The organism is Shewanella sp. FDAARGOS_354, from assembly GCF_002209245.2.
In the GTDB taxonomy this organism is placed as follows: domain Bacteria; phylum Pseudomonadota; class Gammaproteobacteria; order Enterobacterales; family Shewanellaceae; genus Shewanella; species Shewanella xiamenensis.
In genome coordinates this window covers 2,914,509-2,931,998 of sequence record NZ_CP022089.2, presented here as the reverse complement: position 1 = coordinate 2,931,998, position 17,490 = coordinate 2,914,509, and the positions used below count along the sequence as shown (strand labels likewise).

Here is a 17,490-nt window from a genome sequence, read left to right as displayed (position 1 = left end):
AATATCTCAAAACGATGTGGATGTTAGCGATTAGGAATAGCAGTGAGCACAAAAATGATGTTTTGCTTAAAGGGGTTGAAGATTCTAAGTTAAGCGACTTCGTAGTAATTAGGTTCGATTTCGAGTTGGTTTTGGATGATTTGTACGGCCATTCTTGCGCATTTGCCGCATTGATCGGCAACGCCTAAACGCTTTTTAACGTCAGCAAGACTTGTATCGCCTTGGCTTACTGCGTTTTTGATCTGAGTATCTGTGATGGCGTGACAAAGACAAACGTACATTTTTGGAACTCCAACATAAGTTGGGCTAATTCTAAATGAAAACGCTTATCAAATGCAATATTGTTGGTGGTCTTGTTTTCTCAATTTTCTATTTTGTTACCTTTAGCACATTTTTTGAGCTAATCTCAAAGAGCGTGAATCAAGGCTGAGTGTTTAGATCAAAATGGATGATTGAATTGGTATCAGGGAAGGATAGCTCATGGATGACTGAATAATAAATTCATAATAGATCCAAGGGTTATCATGAGAAAAAATTTGCCTGTAACACAACGTGAATATGACTATCCAGCGGATTGGATTTTACTGTCAACCACAGACACTCAGAGTCATATAACCTACGCCAATCAATCCTTTTGCACTGTAGCGGGATATACCCTCAATGAGATGTTGGGGCAACCCCACAATATGGTGCGTCACCCCGATATGCCCCCTCAAGCGTTTGAAGACCTCTGGAAAACCATTCGTAAAGGTGAGCCTTGGAAAGGCATTGTTAAAAACCGCTGCGCCAATGGTGACCATTATTGGGTTGATGCTTATGTATCTCCCATTGTTATTAATGGCCAGGTGGCGGAGTTTCAGTCGGTACGGACTAAACCCAGCCGCGAACAGATCAACAGAGCAGAGGCGGCCTACGCCGAGTTAAATAAAAGCGGCCATGTTAACGCGTTAAAACGAATCTTGGATATGCCAACTAAGTTGGCGCTTTTAGTGTTTGCGGCTTTGTTGCCCATGCTGTATTTGGCGCTGCAAGTGGGAGTGGTGGGATTTATGGCGCTAGCCATCAGTGCCTTAGTGCTGTTTATTGGCGGTAATTTGATTTTAGGTCGGTATCGGACTTTGGTCGCTAAGGCGAAGAAAATCTACGATAACCCTTTAATGGCATATATCTACACTGGACAATCCGATGATGTTGGCGCGATAGAGCTTGCACTGCAAATGCAAAACTCTGAGTTAAAATCTGTGCTAGGTCGTGCCCGTGATTCCTGCGATAAGGTGACTCAAGAAGCCAAAGTATCAGCGGCAAAAGGCGAAGAAATTCAAAATACAAGCCAGTCACAGCTTTCTGAGATCGAGCAAGTAGCAACTGCAATGCAGCAAATGACAGCGACCCTTGGTGATATGTCTTCTAACTGTGCCGATGCGGCGAGCGCTTCACAGATGGCATCAGAGCAAACAATCAACGGCGATAAAACTGTGCTGAGTACGATTCAATCTATTCAGGCCATGGCGCAACAGTTGCACGAAACCTCGAAAGTTATCAGCGAATTAGAAGGGCATAGTAAAGATATTGGTAGGGTGCTGGATGTCATTCAAAGCATTGCAGAGCAAACAAACCTATTGGCATTAAATGCCGCCATTGAAGCTGCGCGGGCAGGGGAGCAAGGACGTGGTTTTGCGGTTGTTGCCGATGAGGTGCGGGCGTTAGCGAAACGTACCCATGATGCAACAAAGGAAATCCACAGTATGATTAATCTGTTGCAGCAGGGGACAAATAAAGCTGTGCAAAGTATGCATGAAGGGGTTGAAGCTGCCTCCGAATGTATTACCACAGCGGATTTAGCGGGTGCGGCGCTGCGTACCATACGTGAGGCCATAGTGACCATTACCGATATGAATCACCATATTGCTAGTGCGGTGGAAGAGCAATCGAGTGTGGCAAATGAGATGAACCGAAGCGTGGTTAATGTGTCACAGTTTACCCATTCCAGCCACCAACTCGGCTGTGAAATGGTTGACCTCAATGATGAAGTGATTAGCGAAATGGATTCCCATACCGTGTTGGTTGGGCAGTTTTTAAAACGCAGTTTTAAAGTTTAGTCCCGTCGCTATCCAAGCGTTTGTATCAAAAGGCAATCAATCTTTGATTGCCTTTTCTTTTCTGCCATAGGGATTGAGCCTCGATTAATAGCCCTGAGTAAAATTGACCTGATTTTGCAGAGGCTCTGCTGCTATATAGCGGCGATAGTTATCGCTAAAAATACCGACGATTTGCTCAGGTTGACTCGGCGCTGAGATATGGGGCGTGATAATGACGTTTGCCCTCTCCCAAATCGGATGCGTTGCAGGGAGTGGCTCCTGCATGAACACATCGAGAATGGCTTGCTGCGCAGGTTGGGCAATCAGCTGGGCATTGAGGGCATCGAGATCGAGTACATCACCGCGGCCAACATTTACCAAAATAGCATCGGCTTTGAGCTTAGCAATCATTGACTCATTCAGAAGCTGGCGCGTTTCTGGTGTACTTGGCAGTAAGTTAGTGACCACATCGCTGTGGCTTAAGCATTGTGCGAGCTGTGAGAGCGGCAAAATTACATCAAAGCCTTCGACCTCACGGCCGCTGCGGTTTATCCCAGTAACATGCATGCCGAACTGTTTAGCCGTCTTGGCAACATGCTGGGCGATGGAACCTGTGCCTAAGAGTAATAATCGCATCCCTTGTAAACTGGTGCGCGTAGCACTTTGTACTTGCCAAATTTTTTGCCGCTGTTGCGCTTGGTAGAAATGGTGTCCTCGCACGTGGGCGAGCAGATAACCGAATAGATATTCGCTCATTAAGGGGCCGAAAATCCCTTTGATGTTGGTGAGTTGATAATCCTTTCTTGCCCTTGGCCCCATCAGGGCATCAATGCCCGCAAAACTGGATTGCAACCATTTTAGCTCTTTGGCATGGGGCACTAGCGGTGCGGCAAGCTTAGGTTCGGCAAGCCAGATATCGGCCTGTGCAATATTCGCAGGATTATCATCAAGCAACTCAAGGTCGGGCAACTGCTGCGCCTCAATGAGCTGGCGATATTGTTCATTCGCCTTAGTGAGTAAGAGTAACTTGTGCCCCATGTCGTCTCCCTTTATGCTTGGTTGTCTTTATTTTTCAATATGCTGCTGTCTTGTTTTAATTTTTGCAGCGCTATTTAGGTTGAGTCTTATGTTTGATCAGTTAGTCGCCATTATTGGCCATTTAGGAAATATGTTGCGTCCTTGGTCCTTCGATATCGCCACGGCCATGGTGGTGTGTTTGATTTTAGTGTTTTCAGCCGATATGAATCGCATCATCAGACGGCATTTAGTTGGTCACTCTTTTATCCTGCGAACCTTGGTTTTTATCATTGTGAATGCCTTTGGTTATGGCCTATTGATCGTTAAAGCTACGCCTTGGGTGGCAAGGCAAATCGTTGCCATGCCATCCCATTGGATGTTTTTGCTGATCGTCGCCATGTTTATTTTTATCGGCTATTGGGCACAGCGAAATAGCCAAGCTTAAGGCGTTAAGTCCGTGAAATGCGGTTATTCGAAATAACCGCGATAGTCTGTATTGGTCGGGTGTGCTAGCGCCTGCATCGCACGATCGGGGTAATTGCTGAAGATGCCATCGACACCAAGTTGCTTAAGTGCATGAATATCATCGCTGTGATCGACGGTGTAAACATAAATCTTAGCACCTCTTTGGTGGGCGTCATCCACTAGAGCTTGGCTGATAAAACTCACATCTAAATGCAAAGAATATGCGTTTAGCTCGCTTACGACCGCTGCGCCATCGAGGGGAATACTGGCGAGCAAGGGCGCCACTAATGCCTGTGGCAGAGCCTGTTTAACTTGCTGTAAATAAGGATGATTAAAGGAGGAAATCAGTAATTGCTCGGTACTGAACCCTAGCTCGGTGATGGCTTTTGGATAAAGTTCGAGGAGTGGCGTTACTGTATTTACGCCTTTAAGTTCAATGTTTACTGTGGCGCGACCTGCGACCAGTTCGAGCACTTGCCAAAGTGTGGGAATGGGTTCGCCTTTAACTGTGACTTGCTCTAGGTAGTCCCTACTTACTAAATGGATAATGCCTTGGCCTGAGCTTTTATTGTCGAGCCTGCGGTCATGAAATACGACTAACTCACCTTCGACATTGTGCACATCCAACTCAATGGCTTTGGTGCCTAATTCAATCGCTTTGGCCATGGCGGCTAAGGTATTTTCCGCCACATAACCGCTGGCACCACGGTGAGCAAAAATAAGCATGTGATTTTTCCTATTAACTGCGGATTATGCCGACCTGATCGCGAGTTTGGCCATTTTTAATATGGATTTCCATTTGCGGATAGGCGAGTTCCAAGTTGTTTTCTTTAAGCTTACGGGTAATACGTTTGTGCAGATCGTGGCGTAGTGGCCAGCGTGCCGACATATCTTTTGCATAGGCTCGTACTTCATAGTCTTGAGTATGTTTACCAAAGCCAGCAAACCACACTTCTGGCTCTGGATTCGGCAACGCATCTTCGCATTCCTGAACAGCTTGATAAAGCGTGGCTTCCACTTTTGCTGGATCCGAATCGCGGGCAACCGACACATAAACAATGACACGGGTAATAGGATCCGACAGCGACCAGTTAATCAATTGCTCGGTAATAAAAGCCTTGTTAGGAATGATAATTTCCTTTCTGTCCCAATCGATAATGGTGGTGGCACGGATCTGGATTTTACTCACAGTCCCGGTGAGATCGCGGATTGTCACCGTATCGCCAATACGCACTGGCTTTTCGAACAGAATAATCAGGCCCGAGATAAAGTTGGCAAAAATCTCCTGCAAACCAAAACCTAGACCCAGTGACAAGGCGGCAATCAACCATTGCAGTTTTGACCATTCCATCCCGAGATTCGAAAAACCAATCAACAGGCCTAAAAACACCACTAAGTAACGACTTACTGTGGTGATGGCAAAGCCAGTACCGGGTGTTAAATCGAGCCGCTGTAGGATCATCAGCTCAAGCAAACCGGGTAAATTGGTCGCAATCATCAGCGAGAAGCCAACGATGATTAAGCCGAATAACAGCGATTTCATGGTGATGGGGAGCTGCTGCTCGACACCATTGACGCTGGTATTGGTGGTCCAGAGGGTGATGCCATCCAAGAAGGAAAACAGCGCCGTATGGGTTTGCGTCCACAGGCCAATCAAGCTGGCTAAAAACGCCAGTAGCAATAAGGAACGCACCAATCCAAGGGACTGACTCGAAATGGTTTCGAGGTCGACTACGGGTTCTTCGTAGGTATCTAAGCCATCATTGGAGCTATGGTGTGTTTCGCCCTTTTCCCGTTGGGCTAAACGCTCAGCCCGTTTCGCTTTCGCGCGGTCGAAGGCAATGCGGCGGCGCTCAATCAACATCCAACGTTTAATTAATTGATAGAGCAGTAAAAAGCTTAATCCCAATATGATCGATAGCTGTAATTGCAACAGCATTTGGAATGCGGTGAAGTAGTAGCCCCTAAAGGCGAGCCCAGCGCTCAGCAGGGGAACAGCGATCAACAATGCCCAGAGCAATTTTTGGATCAGCCGTTTGTTCTTCCCCTCTTTTTGAGCAACGCTATTTTGCCGGCTTAATAGCAAAATATCCTTGTATAACAAGAATAACACCACACAAAAACAGATAAATGCGCCGCGGCCAATGCTGTTGCGGATAAGCGAGGCATCGAGTATTTCGGTAAAGCCCATAATGCCAAGCAAGGGACTGGCGACAAATACAAAGTGTTTGAGCCTGAGCTGGCCTGCCTGAATCAGTTTTGAGGGGCGTTTGAAGTGGCCTACCAATACGCCTTTATCTAGAGCAAGAATAAAAATCAATCGATACAATAGGTAAACCAATCCTATTGCTAAAATCCCCATGCCGACCGCTTGCACAAAGTTACGGTCTGATTGATAGAAAATCCATCCTGCTGCCACTATGGGTAGCGGTTTGATGAGGGCATAACCTAGGCTAAGGACTAAGGATTTGAAGGTATAAATAAATTTATCCTGAGTCACATTACCTACATAGGTTGCATAGTTGCCGAGTAATCGATTGAATTTAGGTTTTATTAAATCTTGAACCACTAAACAGAGCACTAGCAGAATGATCCACCATGACCAATAGTCGTTTTGCTCCTGCCAAGCTTTGCTCAGTTGTCCCCATTGTGCCTGTTGGATTAGCCATAGGGCGCTACGTTGAATATCGGTGAGCCAGAGCTTGTTAATGCTCGCGGCATTAGGTACCCAAAATAGATGTTCGTTTAGGGTGTTTTTTAGCGTCAGGTGCTGTTGGCTAAGCTGCTGATAATTCACTTTAAGCTTGCCTAGTTCACTCAAATACTGGTCATAACTCTGCATTAGCTGAGTCAGCAATGCTTGTTGTGAGCGCAGCAGCTTAATCTGCCCCTCATTATAGAGATTGGCTTGTTCGAGTTCTTGTTCGTTGAGCGCCTGCTGTTGCTCTAGGTGATATCTGTCGAGACGCGCATCGGCGATAAGAGTTTGTAGTTTTTCATGGTTTGGCGGCTTAGGCAGCGATTGCAACATCTGCAAAAAGCGTTCGCCAAAGGCGGAGTTCATTTTGACCCAAGTAATTTGCTCTTGGATATTAGCAAGTTGCTTGGCTTGAGATTGATATTGGAGCTCAGCCTGTTCTTGCTGCTCTACCACGTTATTGATTTGCAAGGTTAAGGTTTGCAGTTTTTGGCCGTAGATCTGATTGGTATCGGCGATATTGCGTGTAATCGGATCGATGACTTTAGTGGTATCAACTAAATTCTTGGCCAGCGTGGCATCGGTTTGTTGTTGGCGCTGCTTGTTGATCGCCTTATTGATAGTTTCGATAAAGGCTTCTTGCTGGCTCAATTGCTGGCGAACTAACTGTAACTGTAGCTGGGTAAGTTCGATACGCTTTTGGCTACTGGCAAGCTCGGCCTCATGGGTGGCAAGGCTCTGTTCGAAGAAAATCCGCTGTATTTGTTGTAATTCACCCGCTGGCGTATCGATAGGCGCCAATTCCGTTTTTTTATTTTGCAGCACATTTTGTCTTGCATTGGCAATGACGGAAGGCAGTAGATTATGGCGCTGTAGTAGTTCGTTGACTTGATTGCCGAGAGCCGCCTCGCTCTCTTTTAACTCAGATAGGCGCAAATAAGCCATCGAGGCTTGCTGGTTAAGATCTGTTCCTTTATCCAGCTTTAATGGCTTAGTGGCCTCTTTTAAGCCCTGATCGATGACCTTTTTATTTTTTTCAAAATCCAGCTGCGCCTGCTGAAAACTGCTCGCATTGGCCGCCAGTCTGTCAATGTTGTTTTTAAGCTCAACAATTTGATCGTCAATGCTAATATTTTGTTGCTGATTTTGGTTGTTTAGGCCAAGACGCTTGTCCAATTGCAAGGGCGAATTAGCATGGAGAGAAAAAGACAAAAAAGCAATAACGAACAATAAAATACGTGGCATATAGGCAAAAGCAATTAGAGGCGAAAGACGCACTCATCTTAGCCAACTTGGGCCAAGATTGGTATGTTTCAAATGTTCTTTTTTCGCCGTTGTGACTGGTGGGATTGATGGGTTTCAAAGATGGCGGTGGCGACTATGATGGTTCCGCCTATCAAAGTATTTACATTCAGTGCTTCACCTAAAATCAGCAAAGCCAACATGGCCCCATAAAAGGGTTGAAGGCAGGAGACTAGCCCTACTGTTTTAGCACTTAATTGGCGCAATGCCGAGGTGAACAGCGCATGGGGCGCGGCAGTAAACACGACCCCGAGCAGCACAATCAAACCCCAGGTCTCGAGGGAGATAGTCTGTAACTCAGTTTGATGCCAAGGCATAAGAAACACCGCCGCCACTAAGGTTTGATAAAACATGGCGTGGGGGCCACTATACTGGGAAAAATAGCGTTTTTGCAGTAGGTTACGGGCGGTAAATAACATTGCCGACAGAATACCGATTGCAATTCCTAGAGTCGTGTCGTTGCCAAGATTGGCTTCGGGGATCAGCAGTACAACACCTATCAGCACGAAAATGCCGCTGATAATATCCATCAGCTTGATTTTATTGCCCGTTAATAATGGCTCGGCAATCACCGTCATCACTGGATAGGTGAAGAAGGCGATCATGCCGATGGCGACCGATGAGAGTTGCATCGCGGCAAAGTAGGTGACCCAGTGTAAGCTGACTATCACTCCTAAGCCGATAGCAACCAGATAATCCTGTTTGCTGGCAAGGCTTAAGTATTTACCGCGGAATTTGATGAGCAATGCCAACACTAACGCCGCGACTACACATCTTAGGAAGGTAATATCGAGTGCGCTTAAGGGGATTAACTTTGAAAACAACGCTGTGCCGCCAAACATCAGCACAGCTAAGTGTAATTCGATTAATCCCGAAGGTTTACTGGTCTGGCTCAATTGGGTCGCCGTAGTTAGTCGGCTGACGCCTGATTTTTCAGATTAGCAAAGGCTTGACCCATACGCGTCACGGCTTCTGGCTCAACGCCTTCGGCGAAGGTATCGATAGCATCTTTGGCAAACAGCATGACGACGGTACTGCCAAGCTTGAAGCGACCCATTTCTTCGCCTTTCTCTAAGGTAATCGCGTCAGGGCCTACCGTTGGATATTCCCAAGTGAATACTTGCTTACCGGTTGGCGGCGTAATAGTGCCTGCCCAAACGGTTTCGATGCTCGCCACAATAGTTGCACCTACTAATACCATAGCCAGTGGGCCAAGCTCGGTTTCAAAAATTGCCACTACACGTTCGTTGCGAGCAAATAGGCCCGGCACATGGCGCGCCGTCAGCGGGTTAACGGAAAACAGCTCACCTGGCACATAGGTCATCTTCGACAGCGTGCCTTTAATCGGCATATGGATGCGGTGATAATCCTTAGGAGCCAGATAAATTGTCGCAAAATCACCACCTTCGAAGCGTTTGGCATCTTCGGCTTGGTCGCCAAGCAAAGTGAGTGAAGAATAGTGATGGCCTTTAGCTTGGAAAATACGCCCATCCTTGATGGGACCAAGTTGGCTGACGGCGCCATCAACGGGGTGCACCATGATGTTGGCCGCAGTATTAATTGGGCGAATACCAGGCTTAAGTGCACGGGTAAAAAAGTCGTTGAAGCTTTTATAAGCCTCAGGTTCGCTCTGAGCCGCTTCGCTCATATCGATTTTATATTGCTTGATAAACCATTTAATCGCGGCAGTCGTTAATGCGCCAGCTTCGGAAGCGGCAAGTTTACCGACTAAGCGAGATAACAGGTGCTTTGGCAGCATGTACTGCAGCGCAATTTTAACTTTATCCAATTTGTGTTCCTTTCCTTTATGTTGCTCAACTTAGGTTGAGACTTGTTTTGCGTTAATTCTATTCGTTGTGATGGCTTTGTTGTACTCGTTATTCATCGCTTTGGGCGCGAAATTGCCGAGCGTGACGCTGCTCATCAAGGCTTGCGATAATACGATGGTAGTTATTAAAGCGATCTTCACTAATCTTACCCGCTTCGACTGCGGCTTTTAAGGCGCAGCCTGGGTCATCGCCGTGTTTACAATCGCGGAATTTACAGCCACCTAAAAAGTCACGAAATTCGATAAAGCACCAACCGACACGTTGGGCGGGTAAGTGCCAGAGGGCAAATTCGCGCACGCCGGGGGAGTCGATTAAATCACCACCACTCGGTAAATGTAGCAACTTAGCTGTGGTCGTGGTGTGTTGTCCAAGCCCAGAGTTGTCGGAGACATCGCCTACCAGTAGCTCGGCTTCGGGCAGTAAGGCGTTGACCAGAGAGGATTTACCCACACCAGACTGGCCAGCAAATACGCTCACTTTATCTTTCAGCAGGGCTTTAATGGTATCTAAGCCTTCGCCTAACTTACTGCTGACCTTATATACTGGATATCCAATGGCTTCGTAGCGCTTTAAGGCAGCTTCGATGGCGGGTGCTTCTTCCGGCGTTAACAGATCAATTTTGTTCAAAATGATGATCGGCGGAATATCCGTGTCTTCGGCTGCCACTAAATAGCGGTCAATAATCTGGGTGGTAAAGCTAGGTAATACGGAAGACACAATCAAAATTTGGTCGATATTCGAGGCGATAATTTTCACGCCATCGTATAAATCGGGGCGCGAGAGGGAAGAGCGTCTTGGATGCACTGCTTCCACAATGCCAGCTATACCACTATTTGCTTGGCTTTCAATAGCTAAGCGTACAATCACTTTATCGCCAGTCACTAAACTGCTAATGGTGCGGCGAATGTTGCAGCGCACAATCAGGCCATCTTCGGTTTCAATATCGGCATGTTGACCAAAGCGGGAGATCACGGTTCCGCTCTGTTCTGGGCCGAGTGAGCTATCCTGTAACTCAGGCGCATTTTTATCACCATTGTCACGATTGAGGCGTTTCTCGTGATTGGCGCGCATACGGCGTAATTGGCCTTGGCTTAGGGGTTTCTTTTTACTCACTGGTTTGTCTTCGTCAATTAGGTGATATTTTGTGTTTGAAAAAAGCAGTATGATACACGCTCTTGAATAAAAAAGCCTGAATTTAGGCTAACTGACATGATAAGGCGCAATTATGGCGGCAGACGCAAATAATCTCATTTGGATCGATCTCGAAATGACTGGGTTAGAACCCGATGTCGATAGGGTCATTGAAATTGCTACCTTAGTAACAGACCAAGAACTCAATATTATCGGTCAGGGGCCAGTGATTGCTATTCATCAATCGGATGAAGTACTGGCGGCCATGGATGATTGGAACCAAAAACATCACGGTGAATCGGGCCTCATCGATAGAGTGCGTGCCAGCCAAGTGAACGAAGCGCAGGCTGTTGCACAAACCATCGCATTTTTAGAGCAATACGTGCCTAAGGGTGTCTCGCCTATGTGTGGTAACAGCGTGGGTCAGGACCGTCGCTTCTTAAATCGTTATATGCGTGAATTGGAGGACTACTTCCATTATCGCAATCTAGACGTAAGCACGGTTAAGGAGCTAGTGAAGCGTTGGAGCCCTGAAACTATGGCAGGTTTCAAAAAGCAAAACACTCATCAAGCGCTGCAAGATATCCAAGAGTCGATCGCTGAATTACAGTATTACCGCAGCAAAGTATTTAAAATTTGACCGATCAGCAGATAAATCTGCAAGAAGGGGTTGCAGCCGCATAAATTTTTCATATAATGCGGCCTCAACTTTTTGATGCGGGCATGATTGTCTCGTCAAATAAGTAAAGGCGACATTAGCTCAGTTGATAAAGGTTAGGAGACGATACCTTTGTGAATGTTGAAGGCAAATGTGGCAGCGATACAAAATGCGACATTAGCTCAGTTGGTAGAGCGATACCTTGCCAAGGTATAGGTCATCGGTTCGAACCCGATATGTCGCTCCAAATTACAAATTTAGTGATTTACCAAGTCATTAAATGCAGGATATGCGACATTAGCTCAGTTGGTAGAGCGATACCTTGCCAAGGTATAGGTCATCGGTTCGAACCCGATATGTCGCTCCAAATACAAATTTAGTGATTCACCAAGTCATTAAATACAAAATTATGCGACATTAGCTCAGTTGATAAAGGTTGATAGACGATACCTTTGTCGATGTTGAAGGCGAATGTGAAGCACTAATTATGCGACATTAGCTCAGTTGGTAGAGCGATACCTTGCCAAGGTATAGGTCATCGGTTCGAACCCGATATGTCGCTCCAATTTCAGACGGTTACAGTCTTAAAATGTAAATGCGACATTAGCTCAGTTGGTAGAGCGATACCTTGCCAAGGTATAGGTCATCGGTTCGAACCCGATATGTCGCTCCAATTTTCTAAATCTCCCCATAATCAAGTACTCAATTAGCATTAGCTCAGTTGTGCTTTTGATATTGCGATACCTTTCTTTTTCAAGGTATAGGTCATCGGTTCGAACCTGATATGTCGTTCCAATTTTTCTCGTTAGTCTCCCCATAAAATCTTCATCATTTCAAACTAAGTTATCGCAACTGACATAGCGCTATTTTACTTTTCTGTACACTTAACATGTCTGTTCCGTTGTTGATTATTCCAAGCATTTTTGAGCACGTTCATCGCTGCAATTTATTAACCTTTGTTTTCGTGGTTATTTTTAATACTAATGTGGTTAAGTGTTGCAGGATTTACCTGCCCTGCGGCTGTTGTCGATGATGTTTTCTATTTTGTAAAAAACCTCAGATCTGGTTAAGCCAGCACTAAATTAGAGCTATCTAACAGTTCAAGCTCCTGAGCTGTTAGATTTAACGATGGCTTTTCTTCTTTTAAACAATATGCAATCAATCCACCAAGTAGATTGAGCATGAACCCATGCTCGCTGCGGTGTCTTGAGTGTTCAATATAGGAAATGTTCTTCAATTGGTCATTCACTGTTTCAATGATGAATCGCTTTTTTAAGATTGCTCTATCCCATAGAGAAATAAACTTTTTCTTCATGTTCTTACGAACTGTGGTGATTAACTCAACGCCCTTTTCCAAAAGCTCACCTGTTAGGGCTTGGCTAATATAGCCTTTATCACCATAAAGCTTACCAAAAAGAGACTCAGCCATTTCACTGACAGGTTGCCTGTCATCGACATTACCTTTCGTCAGTTTTAACGCTACAATTTCACCCAAGTGATTGATAATAAGATGCAGTTTAAATCCAAACGACCAGCCCATAGTTCCCTTTCCATGTTCGGCAATGCCTTCAAAAACCTTATTTCGCTTCGCTCGAATAATATGACAGACTTCAATTTTAGTGGAGTCGACAAACTGAATTCCCGTTGGCTTTCCAAGCTTTGAAGTCAGATAGCTACACATAGGGACAACGACGCTAGGCATTAATGCAAGGAAACGAGTGTAGCTCAACAACTCTGGAAAATAGGGTTTTAGCTGGCGACAAACATAGTGCAGATAATAATTTTTGAAATCTCGGTAATGTGATTGATGGAAATGAATGATAATGGTCATCACTTCTGCGGGAGAAAGGCGACAAGGTCTATTACGCTTCATTTCACCATTATCAAGCAATAAGCGTTGCCAATGTGGGATAAATAACTGACAGAAATCATCGACATCACAGTAAGTTTCAACTAGTTTGTTCATGCTCGTTCCTTTTTCTAATCACTCTTGGTCGAATGATCGGATCAGGGAACGAGCATTTAGTTCCTTTTGGGAGCTAAATTCTTATCCGAAGCTCAGGTTAAAAAATAAAACAGCAAGGTTAATGCGTGATCTGCACCTTGTTTCTTCAAGATTTCCTAAATTAGATGGCGTTGCGAAAGTTAAATTATGACCTTGTTCAAATATTCGTAACGCTTTTACTTACATAATGAATCCAGACAAAGTTAATAGCGCCAAGTAGTTGGCTTAACACTGGAGTGCATTATATGCGTATTCAACAATTACGTGATTTACTTGAGTATGTGGCGAACTGCCGCTTAGATATGGCGCAACTCTATGGCCGACTGAACAATCATGCTGACTCCGCTCGAGTAAAGATGATGCTGGAGTATTTTGAATCTCATCAAAAGCATGTCGCTGAAAAATTGCGTGATTATATGGATGAGGCGCCAGCGAGGGTTCTCGATACTTGGTATAAAGACTTTGTGTTTGAAGATTTTACTAAGCGTTGCCAAGATACCATGTTACCCGCCAATATGAACGAAGATGATGTGTTGAATTTACATCTCGACTTGGAAAATCGTCTGATTGGCTTATTGGAAAAAACCGTCAACTCAACCACTGCTGAAGATGCGCGTGCGGCATTAGAAGGCTTAATTCGAGTTGAGAAAACTCAACAGCAACGATTAGTTCACAGCACTATCCGGATGGACGATATTTAACCTATCGATACCTCATCTGTGTTCGTGTAAACGAGGGCGTTCAAAATTCTGTGTCAGGCTAATTTTTAAATTTCCAGCACGCTATCTAAACGTCCTTCAAAATAAATCGCTAACTGAGATAAACAAAGGCTCCAATTGTGGATTGGCATGGTCCATTTATCTGAGGCGTTTAATATGCCTGCGTAAAGTAGCTTCAACAAGCTATTTTCATTAGGAAAAGCACCTTTGGTTTTGGTGAGCTTTCTAAATTGGCGATGCACAGCCTCAACCGCATTGGTCGTGTAAATCACTTTCCTGATATGTTCTGGGTACTTAAAATAATGGGACAAATTATGCCATTTGCGACGCCAAGAGTTGATTACCAGCGGATAAGCATCACCCCATTTGGCCTCCAGTTCGTCCAATGCCATCTCTGCGGCTTCTTTACTCACGGCTCGATACACAGGCTTTAAATCAGCCATAAACGCTTTCTGATTTTTTGAGGCGACATACTTCATTGAGTTGCGGATCTGGTGGATAACACATAGCTGTGTTTCCGTATGAGGGAAGATACTGGCTATGGCCTCAGGGAAACCGGTCAAACCGTCAACACAGGCGATAAGAATATCTTTTACACCACGATTATTAAGATCGGTCAGTACGGATAGCCAGTAATTAGCGCCTTCATTTTCGGACAAGTGAAGCCCTAAAATTTCCTTTTTTCCTTTCATATTAAGCGCTAACAATGTGTAAACGGCTTTACTGACGTAACGCCCATCCTCTTTGACTTTGTAATGTATCGCATCAAGCCAAACGATAGGATAATGGCTATCTAATGGGCGCTGTTGCCACGCTTTAAGTTCGGGGATGAGTTTGTCAGTGATAGCACTGACTGTTGCGTTAGACACATTGAGCCCATACATATCTTCAACATGTTGATTAATATCGCGATAGCTCATACCTATACTGAACATCGATAACACTTTACGTTCGATTTCATCGGTTAGCGTAGTTTGATTTTTCTTAATCAACTGAGGCTCAAAGGTGCCATTGCGGTCTCTAGGCGCGTCTAACTCAAAGTTACCGGACGGATACTTAATGGTCTTAGAGGTTTTGCCATTTTTACGATTAGGCTGAGGATCATGCGCTAAATGCTGCTCAAGCTCAGCCTGGAGAGCCGCTTCAGTGAGTTGCTTGATCAGTGGACCAAGAATGCTGTCTTTACCTGTGAGGCTTTTACCTGATTGCAGATCTTTAAGGGCTTGTTCGAAGTTAAAAGGTTGGGTCATGTGTCATTCCTGTTTTTGAATATTTTACTGAAATGACACAGAATTATGAACACTACCGTGTAAACACCGAAAGCCAGCTAAATGCTGGCTTTGTTGTTTTTGGATGATAAGTGTTGTCCATATTCACTGCTTTTTGCATGGCATCTGATTTACGTCATAACTTTTCTCGAAGCTTTTTGCTACTTTCTTGATCTCATTAGTTGATTTGACCATTAACTGTTTAGTGTTCATCCATAGCGATGGTCGATTAGATGAGTCACCCTTTTGTTATTTTGTCGCGCAGGAGATCCTCTATGGCACAAGATTTATCGAGTTTACCCACAGCGCTTTATACGCAAGAGCAGGTGCGAGCGGCGGAACTGCTCGCAGTTTCAGAAGGGGAAGCTACGTTGTATCAATTAGTTGAACGTGCTGGATGCGCAGCGTTTAACTATTTAACAGAGCAGATAGCATGCCAGCCTAAGCTTGGGGCTATGCCATTATTGGTACTCGCAGGTAATGGTAATAACGGTGCCGATGCCCTCGTTTGTGCTCGTCTAGCTCTAGAGGCAGGACATAAGGTTCACGTTTTTTTACTAAAGACCAAGGGTACGCCAGAATTTGAACAAGCGCTTTCTGCTTACCTTAATCAAGGTGGGATAGTCGATTCTCCTAATATTGATGCGATCTTACAGGCGTCAATCCTTATCGACGGATTGCTGGGGACTGGCGTTCAGGGCGCGGTGCGAGAACAGGTTGCTGCGCTTATCCATGCCATTAATCAGAGTAATGCTTGGGTGCTTAGTTTGGATCTCCCCTCGGGGATCTTGGCCGATACCGGTGTTGTCGCTCAAGTCGCAGTGATGGCGGATGCGACTTTATGCTTTGGCGGTTTAAAACAAGGCCTACTCACCAGTAAGGCAAGACATCACTGCGGTCATCTTGCTTTTGCCGATCTGGGATTAACTCCCTTTTTTAATGGTGAAAGCGCGACTCGAGTGGGTGGTGAAATCCTAAAAAGCTATTTTGCCGCCAGAGCAAGGGATAGCCACAAAGGTCAATCGGGTAAAGTGACCCTGATTGGTGGTGACTTTGGCATGGCTGGGGCGATTCGGCTTGCCAGTGAAGCTTGTTTGCGTGCGGGGGCTGGATTAGTCACAGTGATCAGTCGGCCTGAGCACCAACTTACGGTAAATGTATCTCGACCTGAGTTAATGTTTTGGGGTTGTGAGCTAGTCGATATGGAGGTGTATCTGCGCCTTGGTTGGGCACAGGTGGTTGTGCTTGGCCCGGGGTTAGGTAAACACGATTGGGGTTATAACTTGTTTAAAGCCGCGGGGTTAAGCGATAAACCCTGTGTACTCGATGCCGACGCCCTGAATCTGCTCAGTCAAGAACCGCGCAGGCAAACTAACTGGGTACTCACGCCCCATCCGGGAGAGGCCGCACGACTGTTGGGATGCAGTGTCGCTGATATTGAGCATGATCGATTCGCAGCCGTGCGTGCTTTGCAGCAAAAATACGGTGGAGTAGTCCTGCTTAAAGGGGCTGGAACCATTATTTTTGATGGAAAACAGATGGTCGTGGCGCCAGTTGGTAATCCTGGTCTTGCGAGTGGTGGGTGCGGTGATGTGTTATCTGGTATTATAGGCGCCCTTATGGCTCAAGGTATGGATAACATGCAGGCGACAGTCGTTGGCGTTGTCGTTCATGGTTGTGCGGCGGACCTTGCTGCGGTTCAAGGTGAACGGGGCATGTTAGCCAGCGATTTGATGCCTTTTATTCGCCAATTAGTAAATAGTGATTTACTCTAGGCGCTGTAAAATTTAAGCGCGGGTGGACTGCCGCGCTTAAATTGCCTCCTTAATCGATAACGGCAGTGATATAAGCGGACATGACAGAGACAGAGTTAACCTTTCAATTACATAATGAAGACGAGACTATTGCGGTTGGGCAAAAATTGGCTCGCCATATTCAAGCGCCTTTGACTCTGTATTTAACGGGGGATTTGGGGGCGGGTAAAACCACTCTGAGCCGCGGTTTGATTCAAGGATTAGGACATAAAGGTGCAGTCAAAAGCCCAACTTACACTTTAGTTGAACCTTATGAGCTCGACGGTGTCGAAGTTTATCATTTTGATTTGTATCGTTTAAACGATCCCGAAGAGTTAGAGTTTATGGGGATCCGTGATTACTTTACCCAGAGCAGCCTCTGTATCGTAGAATGGCCTGACAAAGGTGAAGGGTTGTTACCCGATGCTGATATCCACCTACATTTAAAATATTTTAACCAAGGACGTGAAATCCATATTCGAGCCTTAACCGAATCAGGTAAAACGCTATTAGCCGCGATAAAATAA

General features: G+C 45.4%; 15 protein-coding genes and 4 tRNA genes. 10 read left to right on the top strand and 9 right to left on the bottom strand.

All coding sequences use genetic code 11. The features are described from left to right. Positions 1–89 precede the first annotated feature (89 nt). Positions 90–281 (bottom strand): bacterioferritin-associated ferredoxin, encoded by a 192-nt coding sequence (locus tag CEQ32_RS13225; RefSeq protein ID WP_037414050.1) that lies wholly within the window; start codon positions 279–281, stop codon positions 90–92. A 243-nt stretch (positions 282–524) separates the two neighbouring features. On the opposite strand from CEQ32_RS13225, the gene CEQ32_RS13220 reads away from it, so the two are divergent. After that, a complete protein-coding gene (locus CEQ32_RS13220; protein ID WP_037426956.1) occupies positions 525–2,099 on the top strand; it encodes a PAS domain-containing methyl-accepting chemotaxis protein in 1,575 nt (524 codons plus the stop codon). 84 nt (positions 2,100–2,183) lie between these two features. Here the strand turns inward: CEQ32_RS13220 and CEQ32_RS13215 are convergent, their stop codons facing one another. Further along, positions 2,184–3,116 carry a D-2-hydroxyacid dehydrogenase gene (locus CEQ32_RS13215; RefSeq protein ID WP_088586179.1) on the bottom strand — a complete coding sequence of 311 codons (933 nt, stop codon included), beginning with the start codon at positions 3,114–3,116 and terminating at the stop codon, positions 2,184–2,186. 88 nt (positions 3,117–3,204) lie between these two features. On the opposite strand from CEQ32_RS13215, the gene CEQ32_RS13210 reads away from it, so the two are divergent. Further along, a complete protein-coding gene (locus tag CEQ32_RS13210; RefSeq protein WP_037414115.1) occupies positions 3,205–3,540 on the top strand; it encodes a DUF3392 domain-containing protein in 336 nt (111 codons plus the stop codon). 23 nt (positions 3,541–3,563) lie between these two features. Here CEQ32_RS13210 and CEQ32_RS13205 read toward each other — a convergent pair whose 3' ends face one another. The 5 genes from CEQ32_RS13205 to rsgA all read right to left on the bottom strand — a co-directional run bounded on the left by CEQ32_RS13205 (position 3,564) and on the right by rsgA (position 10,502). Further along, complete coding sequence (locus CEQ32_RS13205) at positions 3,564–4,286, bottom strand: glycerophosphodiester phosphodiesterase (protein ID WP_037426961.1); 723 nt, start codon at positions 4,284–4,286, stop codon at positions 3,564–3,566. Between the two features lie 13 nt (positions 4,287–4,299). After that, positions 4,300–7,503, bottom strand: a complete 3,204-nt coding sequence (locus CEQ32_RS13200) for a mechanosensitive ion channel domain-containing protein (RefSeq protein WP_088586993.1) — start codon at positions 7,501–7,503, stop codon at positions 4,300–4,302. Positions 7,504–7,571: 68 nt separating this feature from the next. After that, the gene (locus tag CEQ32_RS13195; protein WP_229778065.1) at positions 7,572–8,402 is read right to left on the bottom strand and encodes a DMT family transporter; all 831 of its coding nucleotides are present in this window, start codon (positions 8,400–8,402) and stop codon (positions 7,572–7,574) included. A 68-nt stretch (positions 8,403–8,470) separates the two neighbouring features. Further along, a complete protein-coding gene (gene asd, locus CEQ32_RS13190) occupies positions 8,471–9,349 on the bottom strand; it encodes an archaetidylserine decarboxylase (protein WP_055646843.1) in 879 nt (292 codons plus the stop codon). An 88-nt stretch (positions 9,350–9,437) separates the two neighbouring features. Then, positions 9,438–10,502, bottom strand: coding sequence for a small ribosomal subunit biogenesis GTPase RsgA (rsgA, locus tag CEQ32_RS13185; RefSeq protein WP_037426969.1), 1,065 nt, complete (start codon positions 10,500–10,502; stop codon positions 9,438–9,440). 112 nt (positions 10,503–10,614) lie between these two features. On the opposite strand from rsgA, the gene orn reads away from it, so the two are divergent. The 5 genes from orn (at position 10,615) to CEQ32_RS13160 (ending at position 11,851) form a co-directional block, all read left to right on the top strand. After that, on the top strand, positions 10,615–11,160 hold the full coding sequence (gene orn, locus CEQ32_RS13180) for an oligoribonuclease (RefSeq protein ID WP_037426972.1): 546 nt from the start codon (positions 10,615–10,617) through the stop codon (positions 11,158–11,160). A gap of 189 nt (positions 11,161–11,349) precedes the next feature. Beyond that, positions 11,350–11,425, top strand: a tRNA-Gly gene (locus CEQ32_RS13175). A 44-nt stretch (positions 11,426–11,469) separates the two neighbouring features. Beyond that, positions 11,470–11,545, top strand: a tRNA-Gly gene (locus CEQ32_RS13170). A 122-nt stretch (positions 11,546–11,667) separates the two neighbouring features. Beyond that, positions 11,668–11,743: transfer RNA gene (locus tag CEQ32_RS13165), tRNA-Gly, on the top strand. 32 nt (positions 11,744–11,775) lie between these two features. Next, positions 11,776–11,851, top strand: a tRNA-Gly gene (locus CEQ32_RS13160). Positions 11,852–12,244: 393 nt separating this feature from the next. On the opposite strand, the gene CEQ32_RS13155 is transcribed toward CEQ32_RS13160, so the two are convergent. Beyond that, the gene (locus tag CEQ32_RS13155) at positions 12,245–13,144 is read right to left on the bottom strand and encodes an IS982 family transposase (RefSeq protein WP_088585327.1); all 900 of its coding nucleotides are present in this window, start codon (positions 13,142–13,144) and stop codon (positions 12,245–12,247) included. A gap of 284 nt (positions 13,145–13,428) precedes the next feature. On the opposite strand from CEQ32_RS13155, the gene CEQ32_RS13150 reads away from it, so the two are divergent. Continuing rightward, on the top strand, positions 13,429–13,884 hold the full coding sequence (locus CEQ32_RS13150) for a hypothetical protein (RefSeq protein ID WP_037426974.1): 456 nt from the start codon (positions 13,429–13,431) through the stop codon (positions 13,882–13,884). Between the two features lie 65 nt (positions 13,885–13,949). On the opposite strand, the gene CEQ32_RS13145 is transcribed toward CEQ32_RS13150, so the two are convergent. After that, positions 13,950–15,152, bottom strand: coding sequence for an IS256-like element ISSod4 family transposase (locus CEQ32_RS13145; protein WP_032482388.1), 1,203 nt, complete (start codon positions 15,150–15,152; stop codon positions 13,950–13,952). A gap of 293 nt (positions 15,153–15,445) precedes the next feature. Here CEQ32_RS13145 and CEQ32_RS13140 point away from each other — a divergent pair, with 293 nt between their 5' ends. Both CEQ32_RS13140 and tsaE read left to right on the top strand, forming a co-directional pair. Next, positions 15,446–16,945: an NAD(P)H-hydrate dehydratase gene (locus tag CEQ32_RS13140; RefSeq protein WP_088586177.1), complete on the top strand. Its 1,500-nt coding sequence runs from the start codon at positions 15,446–15,448 to the stop codon at positions 16,943–16,945. 80 nt (positions 16,946–17,025) lie between these two features. Continuing rightward, positions 17,026–17,490: a tRNA (adenosine(37)-N6)-threonylcarbamoyltransferase complex ATPase subunit type 1 TsaE gene (gene tsaE, locus CEQ32_RS13135; RefSeq protein ID WP_037414194.1), complete on the top strand. Its 465-nt coding sequence runs from the start codon at positions 17,026–17,028 to the stop codon at positions 17,488–17,490.